A 16,582-nucleotide genomic window follows, 5' to 3' on the forward strand; every position below is an offset into this window, starting at 1 on the left:
TGTCCCCGTTCCGTCCGGCGGTGATCCTTTCCGGGCAGGGGCCCGCCGCACAACGGGATTACGCAAGCGCGAGGGGCCCGGGTGCGTGTGCACCCGGACCCCTCGACCGCTGCTCCGGACCGCGTCCGGCCGGCTAAGCCGCTCACGTCGTACGACGCCTGCGCGCGCCCGGCCGCCGCTCGCTCGGGCGGAAGACCGTCTCGCCGGCCTCCTTGGCCGCCTCGCGGCGCGCCGCGCCGTACTCGGCGAGGGCCTCCGCCAGCTTCGACACCGACGGCTCCGGGGAGAGGACGTCGACCCGCAGGCCGTGCTCCTCGGCGGTCTTGGCCGTCGCCGGCCCGATGCAGGCGATGACCGTCACGTTGTGCGGCTTGCCCGCGATGCCGACCAGGTTGCGGACGGTCGAGGACGAGGTGAAGAGAACGGCGTCGAAACCGCCGCCCTTGATCGCCTCGCGCGTGTCCGCCGGCGGCGGCGACGCGCGCACGGTCCGGTACGCGGTGACGTCGTCGACCTCCCAGCCGAGCTCGATCAGCCCGGCGACCAGCGTCTCCGTGGCGATGTCGGCGCGCGGCAGGAAGACGCGGTCGATCGGGTCGAAGACCGGGTCGTACGGCGGCCAGTCCTCCAGCAGCCCGGCGGCGGACTGCTCGCCGCTCGGCACCAGGTCCGGCTTCACGCCGAACTCCACCAGCGCGGCCGCGGTCTGCTCGCCCACCGCGGCGACCTTGATGCCCGCGAAGGCACGCGCGTCGAGCCCGTACTCCTCGAACTTCTCGCGGACGGCCTTGACGGCGTTGACCGAGGTGAAGGCGATCCACTCGTAGCGGCCCGTCACCAGGCCCTTGACCGCGCGCTCCATCTGCTGCGGGGTGCGCGGCGGCTCCACGGCGATCGTCGGTACCTCGTGGGGCACCGCGCCGTAGGAACGCAGCTGGTCGGAGAGCGAAGCGGCCTGCTCCTTCGTCCGCGGTACGAGGACCCGCCAGCCGAACAGCGGCTTCGACTCGAACCAGGACAGGTCCTCGCGGCGCGCGGCAGCGCCGTGCTCGCCGACCACGCATATGACGGGGCGGGCGCCCTCGGGCGAGGGCAGCACCTTGCCCTGCTTGAACACCTGGGCGATCGTGCCCAGGGTCGCCGACCAGGTCCGCTGGCGCGTCGTGGTGCCGGAGACCGTCACGGTCAGCGGGGTGTCGGGCTTGCGCCCGGCGCTCACCAGCTCGGCGGCGGCGGCCGAGGCCGTCTCCAGCGTCGCGGAGACGACGAGGATCCCGTCGCTCGTCCCGGCCTCGCTCCAACAGCGCGCCGACGCGGTCTTGGCGTCGACGAACCGCACGTCCGCGCCCTGCTTGTCGCGCAGCGGGACACCGGCGTACGCGGGCACGCCGACGGCGGTCGCGACGCCGGGCACCACCTCGAAGGGGATCCCCTCGTTGGCGCACGCGAGCATCTCGTCGGCGGCGTTGCCGTCGAGTCCGGGGTCACCGGTGACGGCACGCACGACCCGCCTGCCGGAGCGTGCGGCCTCCATGACAAGATTGGTCGCGTCCCGGATCACCGGGACCCCGGCGGCTGCTGACACTTCGTCAGCTACCGTCAGCTGCGGCGTGTCGACACCCGCGCGCGCATGCGTCCGTACGACCTCGAGCACCTCGGGCTCCGCGATCAGTACGTCCGCGGCGGCGAGCGCCTCGACGGCGCGCAGCGTCAGCAGACCCGGGTCGCCCGGGCCGGCACCGAGGAAGGTGACGCGCCCGTGAGCGGCGACGGCCGGAAAAGCGGAGGTGGTCGGACTTGAGGGGTTCAAAGCGATCGCTCCCCCATCAGACCGGCCGCGCCCTTGGCCAGCATCTCGTCCGCGAGTTCGCGGCCGAGCGCCATGGCCTCGTCGTACGACTGGGGCACGGGACCGGTGGTGGACAGCTGCACCAGCGTCGAGCCGTCGAGGGTTCCGACGACGCCGCGCAGGCGCATTTCATTGACAATCCGTCCGTCGGCCAGCAGGTCGGCGAACGCGCCCACGGGTGCGCTGCAGCCGGCCTCCAGGGCGGCGAGCAGAGAACGCTCCGCGGTCACGGCGGCCCGGGTGTGCGGGTCGTCGAGCCTGCTGAGCGCGGCGATGAGGTCCGTGGAGGACGCAGGGCACTCCACGGCCAGGGCTCCCTGGCCGGGAGCGGGGAGGATGCTGTCGACGGACAGCAGGTCGGTGGCCTCGTCGCCGCGGCCGATCCGGTTCAGTCCGGCGGCCGCCAGGACGACGGCGTCGAGTTCGCCGTCGCGGACGAATCCGATGCGGGTGTCGACGTTGCCGCGGATGGGCACGGTCTCGATCCGCTTGCCGAGCGAGCGGGCCAGGTGGTTGAGCTGGGCGGTGCGGCGGGGCGAGCCGGTGCCGATACGGGCGCCGTCGGGCAGCTGCTCGAAGGTCAGGCCGTCGCGGGCGACGAGCGCGTCACGGGCGTCCTCGCGCAGCGGCATGGCCGCGATCACGAGGTCGTCGGGCTGCGCGGTCGGCAGGTCCTTCAGCGAGTGCACGGCGAAGTCGACCTCGCCGCGCAGCAGCGCGTCGCGCAGGGCCGTGACGAACACGCCGGTCCCGCCGATCTGGGCGAGGTGCTCGCGCGAGACGTCGCCGTACGTCGTGATCTCCACGAGCTCGACGGGCCGGCCGGTGATCGCCCGGACCGCGTCGGCGACGTGCCCCGACTGGGACATGGCCAGCTTGCTCCGCCGCGTACCGAGCCGCAGCGGCTGGTCGGGACGTGTGTTCATGATGCCCGTCCTGGGTCGTCGTCGTTCTTCGGATCGGCCGCGTCCGCCCGGCTGACGGAAGCAACCGTCTGAGGGTCGAGGTCGAAGAGTTCGCGCAGTGCGTCGGCGTACCCGGCGCCGCCGGGCTCGCTCGCGAGCTGCTTGACGCGCACGGTCGGCGCGTGGAGGAGCTTGTCCACGACGCGGCGCACGGTCTGGGTGACTTCGGCGCGCTGTCGCTCGTCGAGATCGGGGAGCCGTCCGTCGAGGCGGGCCACTTCCATGGCCACGACCTCGGCCGCCATGGCACGCAGGGCGACGACGGTGGGCGTGATGTGGGCGGCCCGCTGTGCCGCGCCGAAGGCGGCGACCTCCTGGGCGACGATCCCGCGTACGGCGTCGACGTCGGCCGCCATCGGGGCGTCCGCGGACGCCTCGGCGAGGGACTCGATGTCCACGAGCCGGACTCCGGGGATCCGGTGCACGGCGGCGTCGATGTCCCTGGGCATGGCCAGGTCGAGCAGCGCGAGCCGGACATCGGTGGCGTGGGCCTGCGTACGGGCGCTCCTGCGGGGCTGGCGCTGTGCGGCGGCCTCGCCCTGGTCGGCCCAGGTCCCGTGCAGTTCGAGGGAGTTGGCGTCGACCCCGGTCAGCGCGGAGCGTCCGTCGAGGCCCACGGGGCACCCGTCGGCCTCGGCGTCCGCGGGTGCGCTGATGGTCCGCGCGGCTCCGGCGTCGGCGATCCGTCCGCCGGCCTCGGCGGCGGCGACCAGCCGGGCGAGCACGTCGGTGTCCAGGCCCACCGGTGCGTGCGGCGCGGAGTCCGGGGCGGAGCCCGGGTCGGTGAGCCGCACGACGCCGCCCGCGGGCGACTGCGGCCCGGGGATGCGGGGGCGGAGTCCCGGCTCGGCCCAGCCCTCTCCCCCGGCCACCGCCGCGAGCACGTCGTCGGCGGTCAGCACGAGCCCGGTGGCTCCGGTGCAGGACACCACCACGTCGACTCGTGTCAGTTCATCGGCGACCTCGGCCATCGGGATGGCGAGGGCGGTGACCCCGGTGCCCGAGGCAACCAGAATCTCCGCGAGTCGCTCCGCCCGCTCGGCGGTCCGGTTCGCCACGGCGATCTCGGCGACGCCGACCCGCGCGAGGGTCGCGGCGGCCAGCGAGGACATCGACCCGGCGCCGATCACCAGGGCCCGCTTGCCCCGGGCCCACTCGGCCACCGGCGTGCCCAGCGCGAGCTGCTCCAGGCCGAAGGTCACCAGCGACTGGCCGGCGCGGTCGATCCCGGTCTCGGAGTGCGCCCGCTTGCCGACCCGCAGCGCCTGCTGGAACAGGTCGTTGATCAGCCGGCCCGCGGAGTGCAGCTCCTGGCCCAGCGCGAGGGCGTCCTTGATCTGGCCGAGGATCTGCCCCTCGCCCACGACCATCGAGTCCAGTCCGCACGCCACCGAGAACAGGTGGTGCACCGCCCGGTCCTCGTAGTGCACGTACAGGTACGGGGTGAGCTCCTCCAGCGCGACGCCGCTGTGCTGGGCGAGCAGCGTGGACAGCTCGGCGACACCGGCGTGGAACTTGTCCACGTCCGCGTACAGCTCGATGCGGTTGCACGTGGCGAGCACCGTCGCCTCCGTCGCCGGCTCGGCGGCGAGGGTGTCGTGCAGCAGCTTGGTCTTGGCGTCGGCCGACAGCGAGGCGCGCTCCAGCACGCTCACGGGGGCACTGCGGTGGCTCAGCCCAACGACGAGCAGGCTCATGCCGGCATCACCGCCGGGACGTCACCCTCGGGGCCGCCCTTGCGCGCCTCGGCGGCGGTGCGTCCGGCCGGCGGCACGACGGCCGCGGCGGGTGCGGCGCCGCCCACGGCGGAGGCGGGCTCGGCGGCGGCCGCTGCGGCCTCCTCGCCGGCCTTGCGCTGCTCGTGGAAGGCCAGGATCTGGAGCTCGATGGAGAGGTCGACCTTGCGCACGTCCACGCCGTCCGGCACGGACAGCACGGTCGGCGCGAAGTTCAGGATGGAGGTGACCCCGGCCGCGATCAGCCGCTCACTGACCTGCTGGGCGGCGCCGGCGGGCGTCGCGATGACGCCGATCGAGACACCGTTCTCCTCGATGATCTTCTCAAGGTCGTCGGTGTGCTGCACGGCCATGCCGGCGACGGGCTTGCCGGCCATCGCCGGGTCGGCGTCGATGAGGGCCGCGACGCGGAATCCGCGCGCGGAGAAGCCGCCGTAGTTGGCGAGGGCGGCGCCGAGGTTACCGATGCCGACGATGACGACCGGCCAGTCCTGGGTCAGGCCGAGCTCGCGGGAGATCTGGTAGACGAGGTACTCGACGTCGTAGCCGACGCCGCGGGTGCCGTAGGAACCCAGGTACGAGAAGTCCTTGCGCAGCTTGGCGGAATTGACTCCGGCGGCGGCCGCGAGCTCCTCGGAGGACACCGTGGGGACCGATCGCTCGGAGAGCGCGGTCAGGGCACGCAAGTACAGCGGAAGCCGGGCGACAGTGGCCTCGGGAATACCTCGGCTGCGGGTCGCCGGTCGGTGAGTTCGGCCAGTTGCCACGATGCTCCTGCGGGATGAGCGGGGCTGCAGGCGGCCTCTTGTCCCAGGACCGCCCCGTCGACAGCAGGCTATGCCTTTGTGAACGCGTGCACAAAGATTGTGTCCGCTTTGTCCGACCAAAGTGACCGGGGTCACGCGAGTTCGGCAGACAAACCCGGAACCGGTGACACGCCGAACCCGTTCAAATACCAAAGGGGGCAAAACCGTGCACACTCCTCACAGATACGCCCCCAGACCCCACAAATCGCCCATGATGGTAACCGGGGAGGGGGTCACCCACCCAACGCCCGCCGGAGCCGGTCCGGGTTCACCCTCCAGAAGGTGTGCTGCTCGCCGTCAACCAGGACCACCGGAATCTGCTCCCAGTGGAGCCGGTAGAGCTCCTCGTCCTGCGAGATGTCCTTCTTCTCCCATTGCGCACCGGTCTCGGCACACACCTTCGCCACGACCTCCTCGGCCTCGTCGCACAGGTGGCACCCCGGCTTCCCGATGAGCGTCACCATCCGCTCGCCGGGGCTCTTCTTCTCTTTACGGCGCAACAAAGGGCTCATGCCCCACATTCTCCCGCGCCCGCGGGGCCCGCCCCCGCCCCGTCCGCCGCCCCCGGTGGCGTCGCGAAGAGTTAACGCCTCCGTTTCCCACCGGTTCGGGAACTCCCGAACACAGTGGCTATGCTCGCGTCATGGCCGCTCTCGGATGGCTCCCCCCTCGTAGGCGCTCCGCCACCGCACGCAGCGTGCTGGCAGGCGAAGCCTCGGCCGAAGCCGCCCGCAAGACCGCGCAGGCCGGGGCGGACCAGCTCACCGGAGCCGAGGCGGACGAATCCGACCTCGACCTCCTGGAAGCCGAGGAACCGGGCGAGGGCATCGAGGAACCCGCCTTCCCGGTCGCCGGCGACGACCTCGCCGCCGCCTTCTTCGACCTCGACAACACCGTCATGCAGGGCGCCGCGATCTTCCACTTCGGCCGCGGCCTCTACAAGCGCGAGTTCTTCCGGCGCCGCGAACTCGCCCGCTTCGCCTGGCAGCAGGCGTGGTTCCGGCTCGCCGGGGTCGAGGACCCCGAGCACATGCAGGACGCCCGCGACAGCGCCCTGTCCATCGTCAAGGGCCACAAGGTCTCCGAGCTGATGGCGATCGGCGAGGAGATCTACGACGAGTACATGGCCGAGCGGATCTGGCCGGGCACCCGCGCCCTGGCCCAGGCCCACCTCGACGCCGGACAGAAGGTGTGGCTGGTCACCGCGGCCCCCGTGGAGACCGCCACGATCATCGCCCGCAGGCTGGGCCTGACCGGCGCCCTCGGCACCGTCGCCGAATCGGTCGACGGGGTCTACACCGGCCGCCTGGTCGGCGAGCCGCTCCACGGCCCCGCCAAGGCCGAGGCCGTCCGCGCCCTTGCCGCCGCCGAGAGCCTCGACCTCGAACGCTGCGCCGCGTACAGCGATTCGCACAACGACATCCCGATGCTGTCACTGGTCGGACATCCGTACGCGATCAATCCCGACACAAAACTGCGCAAGCATGCCCGGACCAACGACTGGCGGCTGCGCGACTATCGGACCGGCCGCAAGGCCGTGAAGGTCGGCGTCCCGGCAGCGGCCGGAGTCGGCGCGATCGCGGGCGGCGCGGCCGCCGCCATCGCCCTGCACCGGCGCCGCAAGTAGCGGATCCGGCCCAGGCCCGGGCCACACCGCGCCCGCGACCGCCGGCGCCACCTCCCGGCCCCGCCACGGGCATTCGCTCACCTCTACCCGCGCTGCGGGCGCGGCACTCCGCCCTGCCCGACTCGGTCGCGGGGCCCCTTGGAAGCGTCCATTCCGCGCACCCAAGTGATCAAGAATCGATCACCAACCGCGACTGAATATGCCCTCGACACGCAACAGAAGTGTCGGAACCGGTGATTTGAGCAACTGGGTGTAGCGCCGCCTGTACGAAGCGTTATTCTCCTCAAACGCATGCCACCGGCCATCTGTCGCCACGACGGGTGAACGGTCCCGCACTGCACGTGATGGAAGCTCTGCCTCTGGGAGTCCCGTGTACCCACCTGTCGGGGTTGACGCCTCGGGCCTGGCTCAGCTGCGCGCAACGGTCCTCGACCACCTGCGCGGCTTCGTCCCCACCGCGTACACCGCCCCCGCCTTCGCCGCCGCGGTCCCTGCCGGCTTCGGCCCGGCCGGTCCTTGCTACGCCCTGACCGACGGCGGGGCGACGGTGGGCAGACGAGGCCGCTCGGCCGCCGGGGGCTCGAACGGCGCAGCCGGCACGAGCACCCAGGCCGCCCCCCGCCGCCCCCTGGCGGACAGCGACCAGGCCCGCATGATGGACCTGGTCGAGCGCGCCCAGGCCGGAGAGGCCGAGGCCTTCGGCCGCCTGTACGACCAGTACAGCGACACGGTCTACCGCTACATCTACTACCGCGTCGGCGGCAAGGCGACCGCGGAGGATCTCACCAGCGAGACCTTCCTGCGCGCCCTGCGCCGCATCTCCACCTTCACCTGGCAGGGCCGCGACTTCGGCGCCTGGCTCGTGACGATCGCCCGCAACCTGGTGGCGGACCACTTCAAGTCCAGCCGCTTCAGGCTGGAGGTCACCACCGGGGAGATGCTCGACGCCAACGAGGTGGAGCGCAGCCCCGAGGACTCCGTCCTGGAGTCCCTTTCCAACGCGGCCCTCCTGGAAGCCGTACGGAAGCTGAATCCGCAGCAGCAGGAGTGCGTGACCCTGCGCTTCCTGCAGGGCCTCTCGGTCGCCGAGACGGCCCGGGTGATGGGGAAGAACGAGGGCGCCATCAAGACGCTCCAGTACCGGGCGGTCCGCACCCTGGCCCGCCTCCTCCCCGAAGACGCCCGCTGACGGACCGTCCAGACAACACAACCGACCTCACATCCGGTGACCCCTCGATGACGCTGTGGTCCGATCATCCTTCGTCCGTAACCCAACTGCCGCGACGCTCGTTGTGCGGAATGCAGGCTCCCTGTGGATACGCCCTGCCCGAAGCCGCTCACTCGAAAGTGTGGATGTGCTCAAGGAAGGCAACCTTCCGGACACCTTGGGGAGTCGATCGTCATGACGAGAGGAGGTGCCGCCAGTGATCGCGAACGTGACCCCGCACCGGCGGGCGAACGCCTTCGCCCAGGCCCTGGAGGATCGGAACCCATCCGACCTTTCGGAACCGGACCCGGCGGCCGAGCAGTCCGAGGCACCTGCCGAACCTGCTGACCACGACCGGTTGTTGGCCCTGGCGAGCGTGCTCGGCGAACGAATGCCGCGCCCAGTGCTGGACCCCGAGGTCAAAGTGGTGCAACGAGCACAGCTCGTTGCCGCCATGGAGGCCATGGTGCTGGAGGAGAGGGCCGGGGGCGGTGCCGCCTCGGACCCTCAGGTGCCCGAACAGCGGACCGGCCGCGGCGCCCACCGGGCGACCCCGCTCCGGAAATTGCGGCCCCGCTCCCGCTGGTCCAAGGGCATCGCAGCGGGCGGCCTCACCGTGGGTGTGGCCGCGGGGGCCTTCAGCGGAGTGGCCGCTGCCAGTTCCGACGCCCTGCCCGGTGACCACCTCTACCCCGTGAAGCGGGGCATGGAGGACCTGAAGCTGGGGATGGCCGACGACGACGCGGAGCGCGGCGAGCTCTATCTCGACCGCGCGTCCAACCGTCTGTCGGAAGCCCGCAGGCTGATGGAGCGGGGCCGGACGGGCACCCTGGACCACGAGTCCCTGGGCGCTATCCGGCGGGCGCTCTCGGGCGTCAAGCACGACGCGGAGGAGGGCCACCGACTCCTCCAGGCGGCGTTCGACCGGGACGGCTCGCTCGGCCCGATCCAGACGCTGTCGTCGTTCTCCCGCTCCCACCGCGACGCGTGGGGCAAGCTGCGCGAGAAGCTCCCCGTGCAGCTCACCGACGTCGGCGGCGAAGTGGACTCGGTCTTCCAGGCCATAGACGAAGACGTGGCGCCGCTGCAGAGCCTGCTCCCCAAGGCGCCCGAGCAGTCCCGCGGCACCGGTTCGTCGGGGTCGCCCGCCAAGCCGGACGCGTCCAGCGGTGCCAAGCAGTCCTCCCCGGCCGCGGGCACCCCGTCCGGCAGCAGCCCGGCGCCGTCCCCCTCGGGCAGCACCCGGCCACCGGCCGACGGCGGCCTCCTCGGCGGTACGGGCGACCTGCTCAACCCGCCCGGGGGACAGTCGGCACAGCCCTCCGCCGGCACCCAGGAGAACCCGAAGCCGGAGATCACCCTCCCGCCCCTGCTCCCGGGACTCCTCCCGGGCCTGGGCCTCGGTGCCGAGGACGCGGAGTAGGGACGCCGGTAAGAGCGGTGGTGGGCCGGGACGTGCAGTCCCGGCCCACCACCGTCAGAAGAACACCGACCTGCGCTGCACCAGCAGCTTGTAGAGCGTGTGCTGGATCTGCTCCCGCACCTGGTCCGTCAGGTTGAACATCAGCATCGGGTCCTCCGCCGCCTCCGCGGCGTACCCGTCGGTCGGGATCGGCTCACCGAACTGGATCGTCCACTTCGTCGGCAACGGCACCGCCCCCAGCGGCCCCAGCCACGGGAACGTGGGCGTGATCGGAAAGTACGGGATCCCCAGTAGGCGCGCCAGCGTCTTCGCGTTCCCGACCATGGGGTAGATCTCCTCCGCCCCCACGATCGAGCAGGGCACGATCGGCGTGCCCGCCCGCAGCGCCGTCGACACGAACCCGCCCCGCCCGAAGCGCTGGAGCTTGTACCGGTCCCCGAACGGCTTCCCTATGCCCTTGAAGCCCTCCGGCATGACACCGACCAGCTCCCCGGCCTCCAGGAGCCGCTGCGCGTCCTCCGCGCACGCCAGGGTGTGCCCCGCCTTGCGGGCAAGCTCGTTCACCACCGGCAGCATGAACACCAGGTCCGCCGCCAGCAGCCGCAGGTGACGCTCCGCCGGGTGCTGGTCGTGCACGGCGACCTGGAGCATCAGCCCGTCCAGCGGGAGCGTCCCGGAGTGGTTCGCCACGATCAGCGCGCCGCCCTCCGCCGGGATGTTCTCGATGCCCTTGACCTCGACCCGGAAGTACTTGTCGTACAGCGGCCGCAGCATGGACATCAGGACCTGGTCCGTCAGCTCCTTGTCGTAGCCGAAGTCGTCGACCTCGTACTCCCCGGTGACCCGCCGGCGCAGGAACGCCAGCCCGCCGGCGATCCGCCGGTCCCAGCCGTCACCGCGCTCCGCCGGGGCCGCCTCGGGCTCCGGCGCGGGCTCCGGCGCGGGAGCGAGCGGCTCCTGCTCCGCCGGCCCGGGTGCCGGCACCGCCCGCACCCGGCGGGGCATCCGCCGGCGCGGCCGGTCCTCGTCGAAAGGAATGACCTTGGCGTCCGCCACTATCGCTTCGCTCCTTCAACCGTGTCGACGTCGTCCCGCAGGCCGTCCGCATCCAGCATGGCCGCCACCCGGTCCACGGCGCGCCCGACCCGCTCGGGCGGCAGCAGCCCGTTGCCCCGGCTCCGCGCGAAGTCCGCGAAGGTCTCGGTGGTCGTGTAGAGCGGTTCGAAGCCGAGCACCTCGCGCATCTGCGTGGTCTCCACGACCCGGCCGTGGGTGAGCAGCCTCATCTGCTCGGGCGAGAAGTCGGTGACCCCGACCGCCCGCAGCGCCGACCCCACCCAGGTGAGCGCCGGCAGCAGCAGCGGCAGCGTGGGCCGCCCCAGCCGCCGCGAGCACTGCGACAGCAGCAGCACGCCGTCGCCCGCGATGTTGAAGGTCCCGCTGTTCAGCGTCCCGCGCCTGGGCTCCTGCGCGGCCAGCCGCAGCACCTCCAGCACGTCGTCCTCGTGGACGAACTGCAGCCGCGGGTCGTAGCCCAGCACGGTCGGCATCACCGGCATCGAGAAGTACTCGGCGAGCGCCGAATCGGCGAAGGGCCCCAGGATGTTCGCGAAGCGCAGCACGCACACCGCGACGTCCGGCCGCCGGCGCGCGAAGCCCCGTACGTATCCCTCGACCTCGGCGGCGTCCTTGGCGAACCCGCCCGACGGCAGCGACTTCGGCGGCGTGGTCTCGGTGAAGACGGCCGGATCCCGCGGGGTGCCCCCGTAGACGCTGGTACTGGACTTCACCACGAGCCGCCGTACCGTCGGCGACTTCTGGCAGGCCCCCAGCAGCTGCATCGTCCCGATGACGTTGGTCTCCTTGACGGCGCTGTGCGCGCCGCCGGCGACCGGACGGCCGCCCGTGACCGCCAGGTGCACCACCGTGTCCACGGCGTGCTCGGCCAGGACCCGGGCGATCGACGACTGCCTGATGTCCGTACGGACGAACTGCGCGGACCCCAGCCGGTGCGGCGGTGTCACGGCGTCCACCGCGATCACCCGCTCGACCTCCGGGTCGCGCTGGATCCGGCGCACGAAGCGGCCGCCCAGCTGCCGGGCAGCCCCGGTGACGAGTACGACCTTCCCCACGAGCTCAGCGCCTCCCTCGAAGAAGTACCCGGCTGCACCGCAGCCCCTCCACCAAGGATGGTGGAGGGGCTGCGGAGAACACGTACAGCTGCCGTTTACTTCTTGTTACGGCGCTGGACGCGGGTGCGCTTGAGCAGCTTGCGGTGCTTCTTCTTGGCCATCCGCTTACGCCGCTTCTTGATAACAGAGCCCACGACTACCCTCGCTCACTTCTCTTCACTGGTGCGGGGCGTCTGGGCCCACACGACCTACGTCGGCCTAGCCTACCCGCCCGAGCTCCGAGCCCGTAATCCGAGTGCCTCACGGGGGTTACGAAGGCGTCAGGGTCCGTCAGTCTCAGGCCGACTCCACCCCCACATAGGACTCTCGGAGGTACTCGTGGACCGCGTTCTCGGGGACCCGGAAGGACCGGCCCACCCGGATTGCGGGCAGATGACCGTTGTGCACCAGCCGGTACACGGTCATCTTCGACACTCGCATCACCGAGGCGACCTCCGCCACGGTCAGGAACTGAACCTCACTGAGAGGCCTCTCGCCAGCAGCCATGACACACCTTGACCTTCCGCGCATGACGGGCACCGGCTTCCCCTCCGGTTACTCCTCGTCGTCGCACGCTCACTCCCCAGAGTAGGGGCGCGTGATACGAGTGGGGAAGAGGAGCTACGGCCACTCCTGTCGCCCCGTCAGACTCGCCCGGCCCAACACGTACCGGGCAAGCGGATGGTAGTAGTCCGATCGCACCGCGTCATCAAGCGGAACGGCCACCGCGACCCGCCCCTCCGCCTCCCCGACGAACAGTGCGGGATCATCCGTGTCGGCCAGCCCTATCGCCTCCACACCGAGCTGACCTGCACCGCAGACCCATCCGTGGTCCCCGACCACCAGGTCCGGAAGCGGCTCGCCGGCCTCCGCGAGGGCCCCCAGAGCCACCCGAACAGGCAGTGGCGAATGACTGTGCACGCCGGTCGCACTCCCCGGCGCCTGCACGCCGGGTTCCCGCACCAGTGCGACCCCCCGTACGTACGCGATGCGGTGCGTGCGTACGCCGAACCGGGTCGTCATGTCGACACGCGTCCCCTGCGCGGGTGTGAGGACAACACATCCCGCCGCCGACATCGCCTCGGCCAAACCGGCGTAGAAGCCCAGGAGCCGATGCGGATGACCGGTCCCGAACAGCACGCGCGACCGCGTCCTCGCCGCCTCGCCGAGCCGCCCCGCGAACGCCTCCAGCGCCGCCACCGTCCGCTCCGGATCGATCACGTCCGGCCCGCTGACGTGCGAAGGATCCGCCGACACCCCGCACTTGTCCGCCATCAGCCTCAGCAGATCACCCTCGCCCCAGCCCCACTCGGGATCCAGCCCCAGCAGCACCCGCGGATCCCCCGCCGCGAACAACCGGTAACTGCGCAGGCTCTCCTCCCGTGAGGTGGCGACGGGCCCGGCCAACCGGGCGGCCAGCAGATGCGCACGCAGCGCGCCGGTGCTCAACACCCTCCGATGCTCTCCCAACCCATCTGTCGGGTCATCAATTCCGGCGAACAGCCCCACAGTTGGCGTAACGATGCGGCATGATCCGCACAGCCGGTCAGGTCAGCATGCCGCGCAGCGGGAACACCGCCCGCCGCGTGGCGAGAACGGCCTGATCCGTCCGGTCCGCCGGGTCGTAGCCGGCCTCCCATTCCCGCCACGAAGGGCTCCGCCCGTCGGTCATCCGCCCCGGCGCCAACTGACGCGTCCGCGCGTACACCTCGTCGCGCCACGACGCCGGTACCGCCGTCTCCGGGTCCAGCGGCCGGTGCGCGGCGATCGCCACCAGGTGCGTCCACGACCGCGGCACGACGTCCACCACGGCGTACCCGCCGCCGCCCAGCGCCAGCCACCGCCCGTCCGCGTACTCGTGCGCCAGCCGGTGGCAGGCCTCCTGCACGGCCCGCTGGGCGTCCAGGGACACCGCCAGGTGGGCGAGGGGGTCCTCGAAGTGGGTGTCGGCCCCGTGCTGGGTCACCAGCACCTGCGGCCGGAAGTCCGCCAGCAGCTCCGGCACCGTCGCGTGGAAGGCCCGCAGCCACCCCTCGTCCCCGGTGCCGGCCTCCAGCGCCACGTTCACCACCGACCCCTCCGCCGCCGGACCGCCGGTCTCCTCCGGCCAGCCGGTCTGCGGGAACAGCGTCCGCGGATGCTCGTGCAGCGAGACGGTCAGCACCCGCGGGTCGTCCCAGAAGGCCGCCTGCACGCCGTCCCCGTGATGGACGTCCACGTCCACGTACGCGACCCGCTCCGCCCCCAGCTCCAACAGCCTGGCGATGGCCAGCGACGCGTCGTTGTACACGCAGAAGCCGGCCGCCCCGCCCGGCATGGCGTGGTGCAGCCCGCCGGCGAAGTTCACGGCGTGCTCGGCCTCGCCGCGCCAGATCGCCTCGGCTCCCGCCACGGACTGCCCGGCGATCAGCGCGGACGCCTCGTGCATCCCGAGGAAGGCCGGATCGTCCGTCGTACCCAGCCCGTACGACCCGTCGGCGGCACGCGGGTCGTCCGACACCTCGCGCACCGCGGCGACGTAGTCCTCCCGGTGGACGAGCCTCAGCGTCGAGTCCCCGGCCGCGGGGGCCGCCCGTACCTCCATCTCCCGGTCCAGCCCGAAGGCACGCACCAGGCCCATGGTCAGCGCCAGGCGCACCGGGTCCATCGGATGGCTCGGTCCGAAGTCATACCCCGTTACCGCCTCGTCCCACATCAACAGCCCGGTCACCGGCTCGCCGCTCATGGTCGACACCGTATCGGGCCTCCCGCGGCCCGAACGAGCGGGCATGGAACAGCGTGATCAGGACGAGGACCATCGGCACCAGCATCGCGCCCCGGTAGCTCCAGGCGTCGCCGATCGCCCCGACGAGCGGCGAGCCGATCAGGAACCCGACGTAGTTGAAGATGTTCAGCCGCGCGACGGCCGTGTCGGAGGCACCGGGGAACAGCCTCCCGGCCGCCGCGAAGGTCTGCGGCACGATCACGCACAGCCCGACCCCCAGCAGCGTGAAGCCGAGCATCCCCACCCACACCCCCGGCGCGGCCGCCACGACCGCGAACCCGCAGGCCGCGAGCAGCGTCCCCGCGCGCACGACCGCCACCGCCCCGAACCGCCGCACACCCAGGTCGCCCACGGCCCGCCCCACCAGGGTCGTCACCATGTAGACGTTGTAGGGGACGGTCGCCGTCTGCTCCGAGCTTCCGAGCACGTCCTGGAGGTACTTGGCACTCCAGTTCGCGACCGTCGAGTCCCCGATGTACGCGCACGCCATCACCAGACAGAGCGGAAGCAGCAGCCGGAACCCGCCGCCGCCGAGCCCTTTCTCCGTCTCGCCCGCCGGCCCGGTCCGGTCCCCCCGGTCGACGTAGGACCGGCTCCCCAGCAGTACCAGCGGCAACAGCACGGCCACGGCCGGCAGATAGCTGGCGAACAGCCCCAGGTGCGCGTGCGCCCCGTACCAGGCCGCGGACGCCCCCAGGATCCCGCCCAGGCTGTACGCGGCGTGGAAGCCCAGCATGATGCTGCGCCCGTACGCGCGCTGCAGGCTGACCCCGAGCATGTTCATCGAGGCGTCGAGCGCACCCACCGACAGCCCGAACGCCCCCAGGGCGACCGCCACGTGCCACAGCCGCTCGCCGGCGCCCACCCCGAGCAGCGACAGCAGGACCAGCGGCTGGGCCCACCGCAGTACGACGCTGGGAGCGACCCGCTTGACCAGGTGCTCGGTACCGACGCTGGCCACGCCCGCGAGGACGGGGACGGCGGCGAGGAAGACGGGCAGCAGGCCGTCGGATATCCCGTACCGGTCCTGGATGGCCGGGATCCGGGTGACGAGCAGGGCGAAGGTGACGCCCTGCACGAAGAAGCTGAACCCCAGGGCGCCGCGGCCGCGGCGCAGCCGCACATCATCCGTCATGGCGGGTCAGCGTAGGCCCCGGGGCTACCCGTGGGTAGAGAGATCACACGGGTAGTTGGAGGAGCAGCGGAAGCTGCATCATGTCGCCGAAGTACCCGGTGGCTCCGGGCAGCTGGTCCGCCGGCAGCAGCGCCGTGTACCCGTACACGTCCATCCCGGCGGCAGCGGCGGCCTGGATCCCGCGGAGGCTGTCCTCGATGACGACGCACCGTGCGGGTTCGACGCCCATCTGCCCGGCGGCGTGCAGGTAGAGGTCGGGGTCGGGCTTGCCCCGGCCCACGTCGTCCGCGCTGAAGATCCACTCCTCTTCGAACCACCCGTCGAGGCCGGCCACGCGGTGCCCGACCCGGATCCGCTCGTGACTGCCGGAGGAAGCCAGGCAGTACCCGATCCCGTGAGCGGTCAGCGCTCCGAGGACCTCTTCCACTCCGGGCACGGGCTTGAGCTCCTGCTCGAACGCGGCGCAGGTCCGCGCGTGGAGCGTCTCGTCGAAGTCCGCCGGCAGCCGCTCCCCGGTCCTTTCGAGGACGAGCTCGTGCACCCGGTGCACGGCGGCCCCCATGTAGTCGCGGACCGACTCCTCATAGGTGGTCGGGTGCCCCAGCTCGGTCAGGTACCCGGCGAGGACGTTGTTGGCGAGCGGCTCACTGTCCACCAGCACGCCGTCGTTGTCGAAGATGACGAGGTCGTAGCCCATAGCCCCACATTAGGGAGCAAAGGGATGAGGCCGCGGTTCCGCCGTGCCCACCCCGGCACCGGGTCACCCGACCGGCCCGTAAACGCAGAAAAGCCCCGCACCCAGAGGGTGCGGGGCTTTCCCACAATGATTGTTCGGCGGCGTCCTACTCTCCCACAGGGTCCCCCCTGCAGTACCATCGGCGCTGAAAGGCTTAGCTTCC

16 protein-coding genes are annotated in these 16,582 nt (G+C 71.8%); 3 read left to right on the top strand and 13 right to left on the bottom strand.

The features are described 5' to 3' along the window. Positions 1-142: 142 nt before the first annotated feature. The 5 genes from E6U81_RS35205 to E6U81_RS35225 form a co-directional block, all read right to left on the bottom strand. Complete coding sequence (locus tag E6U81_RS35205; protein WP_136234072.1) at positions 143-1,810, bottom strand: bifunctional uroporphyrinogen-III C-methyltransferase/uroporphyrinogen-III synthase; 1,668 nt, start codon at positions 1,808-1,810, stop codon at positions 143-145. Further along, complete coding sequence (gene hemC, locus E6U81_RS35210) at positions 1,807-2,775, bottom strand: hydroxymethylbilane synthase (RefSeq protein ID WP_136234073.1); 969 nt, start codon at positions 2,773-2,775, stop codon at positions 1,807-1,809. Before hemC ends, E6U81_RS35205 begins: the two co-directional genes overlap by 4 nt. Beyond that, positions 2,772-4,511, bottom strand: a complete 1,740-nt coding sequence (locus E6U81_RS35215; RefSeq protein ID WP_136234074.1) for a glutamyl-tRNA reductase — start codon at positions 4,509-4,511, stop codon at positions 2,772-2,774. The genes hemC and E6U81_RS35215 overlap by 4 nt, the downstream gene beginning before the upstream one ends. Beyond that, positions 4,508-5,317, bottom strand: a complete 810-nt coding sequence (locus tag E6U81_RS35220) for a redox-sensing transcriptional repressor Rex (protein ID WP_136234075.1) — start codon at positions 5,315-5,317, stop codon at positions 4,508-4,510. Before E6U81_RS35220 ends, E6U81_RS35215 begins: the two co-directional genes overlap by 4 nt. A gap of 272 nt (positions 5,318-5,589) precedes the next feature. Then, positions 5,590-5,877 carry a glutaredoxin family protein gene (locus E6U81_RS35225; protein ID WP_136234076.1) on the bottom strand — a complete coding sequence of 96 codons (288 nt, stop codon included), beginning with the start codon at positions 5,875-5,877 and terminating at the stop codon, positions 5,590-5,592. Between the two features lie 122 nt (positions 5,878-5,999). On the opposite strand from E6U81_RS35225, the gene E6U81_RS35230 reads away from it, so the two are divergent. The 3 genes from E6U81_RS35230 (at position 6,000) to E6U81_RS35240 (ending at position 9,613) form a co-directional block, all read left to right on the top strand. Continuing rightward, positions 6,000-6,983 (top strand): HAD-IB family hydrolase, encoded by a 984-nt coding sequence (locus E6U81_RS35230; RefSeq protein WP_136234077.1) that lies wholly within the window; start codon positions 6,000-6,002, stop codon positions 6,981-6,983. A gap of 370 nt (positions 6,984-7,353) precedes the next feature. After that, the gene (locus E6U81_RS35235; RefSeq protein WP_136234078.1) at positions 7,354-8,172 is read left to right on the top strand and encodes an ECF subfamily RNA polymerase sigma factor, BldN family; all 819 of its coding nucleotides are present in this window, start codon (positions 7,354-7,356) and stop codon (positions 8,170-8,172) included. Positions 8,173-8,407: 235 nt separating this feature from the next. Continuing rightward, positions 8,408-9,613: a DUF5667 domain-containing protein gene (locus E6U81_RS35240; protein WP_136234079.1), complete on the top strand. Its 1,206-nt coding sequence runs from the start codon at positions 8,408-8,410 to the stop codon at positions 9,611-9,613. A gap of 54 nt (positions 9,614-9,667) precedes the next feature. Here E6U81_RS35240 and E6U81_RS35245 read toward each other — a convergent pair whose 3' ends face one another. The 8 genes from E6U81_RS35245 to E6U81_RS35280 all read right to left on the bottom strand — a co-directional run bounded on the left by E6U81_RS35245 (position 9,668) and on the right by E6U81_RS35280 (position 16,380). Further along, positions 9,668-10,669, bottom strand: coding sequence for a lysophospholipid acyltransferase family protein (locus E6U81_RS35245; RefSeq protein WP_136234080.1), 1,002 nt, complete (start codon positions 10,667-10,669; stop codon positions 9,668-9,670). Next, on the bottom strand, positions 10,669-11,745 hold the full coding sequence (locus E6U81_RS35250) for an NAD-dependent epimerase/dehydratase family protein (RefSeq protein ID WP_136234081.1): 1,077 nt from the start codon (positions 11,743-11,745) through the stop codon (positions 10,669-10,671). The genes E6U81_RS35245 and E6U81_RS35250 overlap by 1 nt, the downstream gene beginning before the upstream one ends. A 95-nt stretch (positions 11,746-11,840) precedes the next feature. Then, positions 11,841-11,939 carry an AURKAIP1/COX24 domain-containing protein gene (locus E6U81_RS35255; RefSeq protein ID WP_003948845.1) on the bottom strand — a complete coding sequence of 33 codons (99 nt, stop codon included), beginning with the start codon at positions 11,937-11,939 and terminating at the stop codon, positions 11,841-11,843. A gap of 142 nt (positions 11,940-12,081) precedes the next feature. After that, positions 12,082-12,291 carry a helix-turn-helix domain-containing protein gene (locus E6U81_RS35260; RefSeq protein ID WP_008738568.1) on the bottom strand — a complete coding sequence of 70 codons (210 nt, stop codon included), beginning with the start codon at positions 12,289-12,291 and terminating at the stop codon, positions 12,082-12,084. Positions 12,292-12,405: 114 nt separating this feature from the next. Continuing rightward, positions 12,406-13,236, bottom strand: a complete 831-nt coding sequence (locus E6U81_RS35265) for a phosphatase (protein ID WP_136234082.1) — start codon at positions 13,234-13,236, stop codon at positions 12,406-12,408. Positions 13,237-13,330: 94 nt separating this feature from the next. Continuing rightward, complete coding sequence (locus tag E6U81_RS35270; RefSeq protein WP_136234090.1) at positions 13,331-14,479, bottom strand: acetoin utilization protein AcuC; 1,149 nt, start codon at positions 14,477-14,479, stop codon at positions 13,331-13,333. After that, positions 14,451-15,683 (bottom strand): MFS transporter, encoded by a 1,233-nt coding sequence (locus tag E6U81_RS35275; RefSeq protein ID WP_136234083.1) that lies wholly within the window; start codon positions 15,681-15,683, stop codon positions 14,451-14,453. The genes E6U81_RS35270 and E6U81_RS35275 overlap by 29 nt, the downstream gene beginning before the upstream one ends. Before the next feature lie 43 nt (positions 15,684-15,726). Beyond that, positions 15,727-16,380: an HAD family hydrolase gene (locus E6U81_RS35280; protein ID WP_136234084.1), complete on the bottom strand. Its 654-nt coding sequence runs from the start codon at positions 16,378-16,380 to the stop codon at positions 15,727-15,729. Between the last annotated feature and the right edge of the window lie 202 nt (positions 16,381-16,582).

Source organism: Streptomyces sp. A0592, from assembly GCF_004795115.1.
In the GTDB taxonomy this organism is placed as follows: domain Bacteria; phylum Actinomycetota; class Actinomycetes; order Streptomycetales; family Streptomycetaceae; genus Streptomyces; species Streptomyces erythrochromogenes.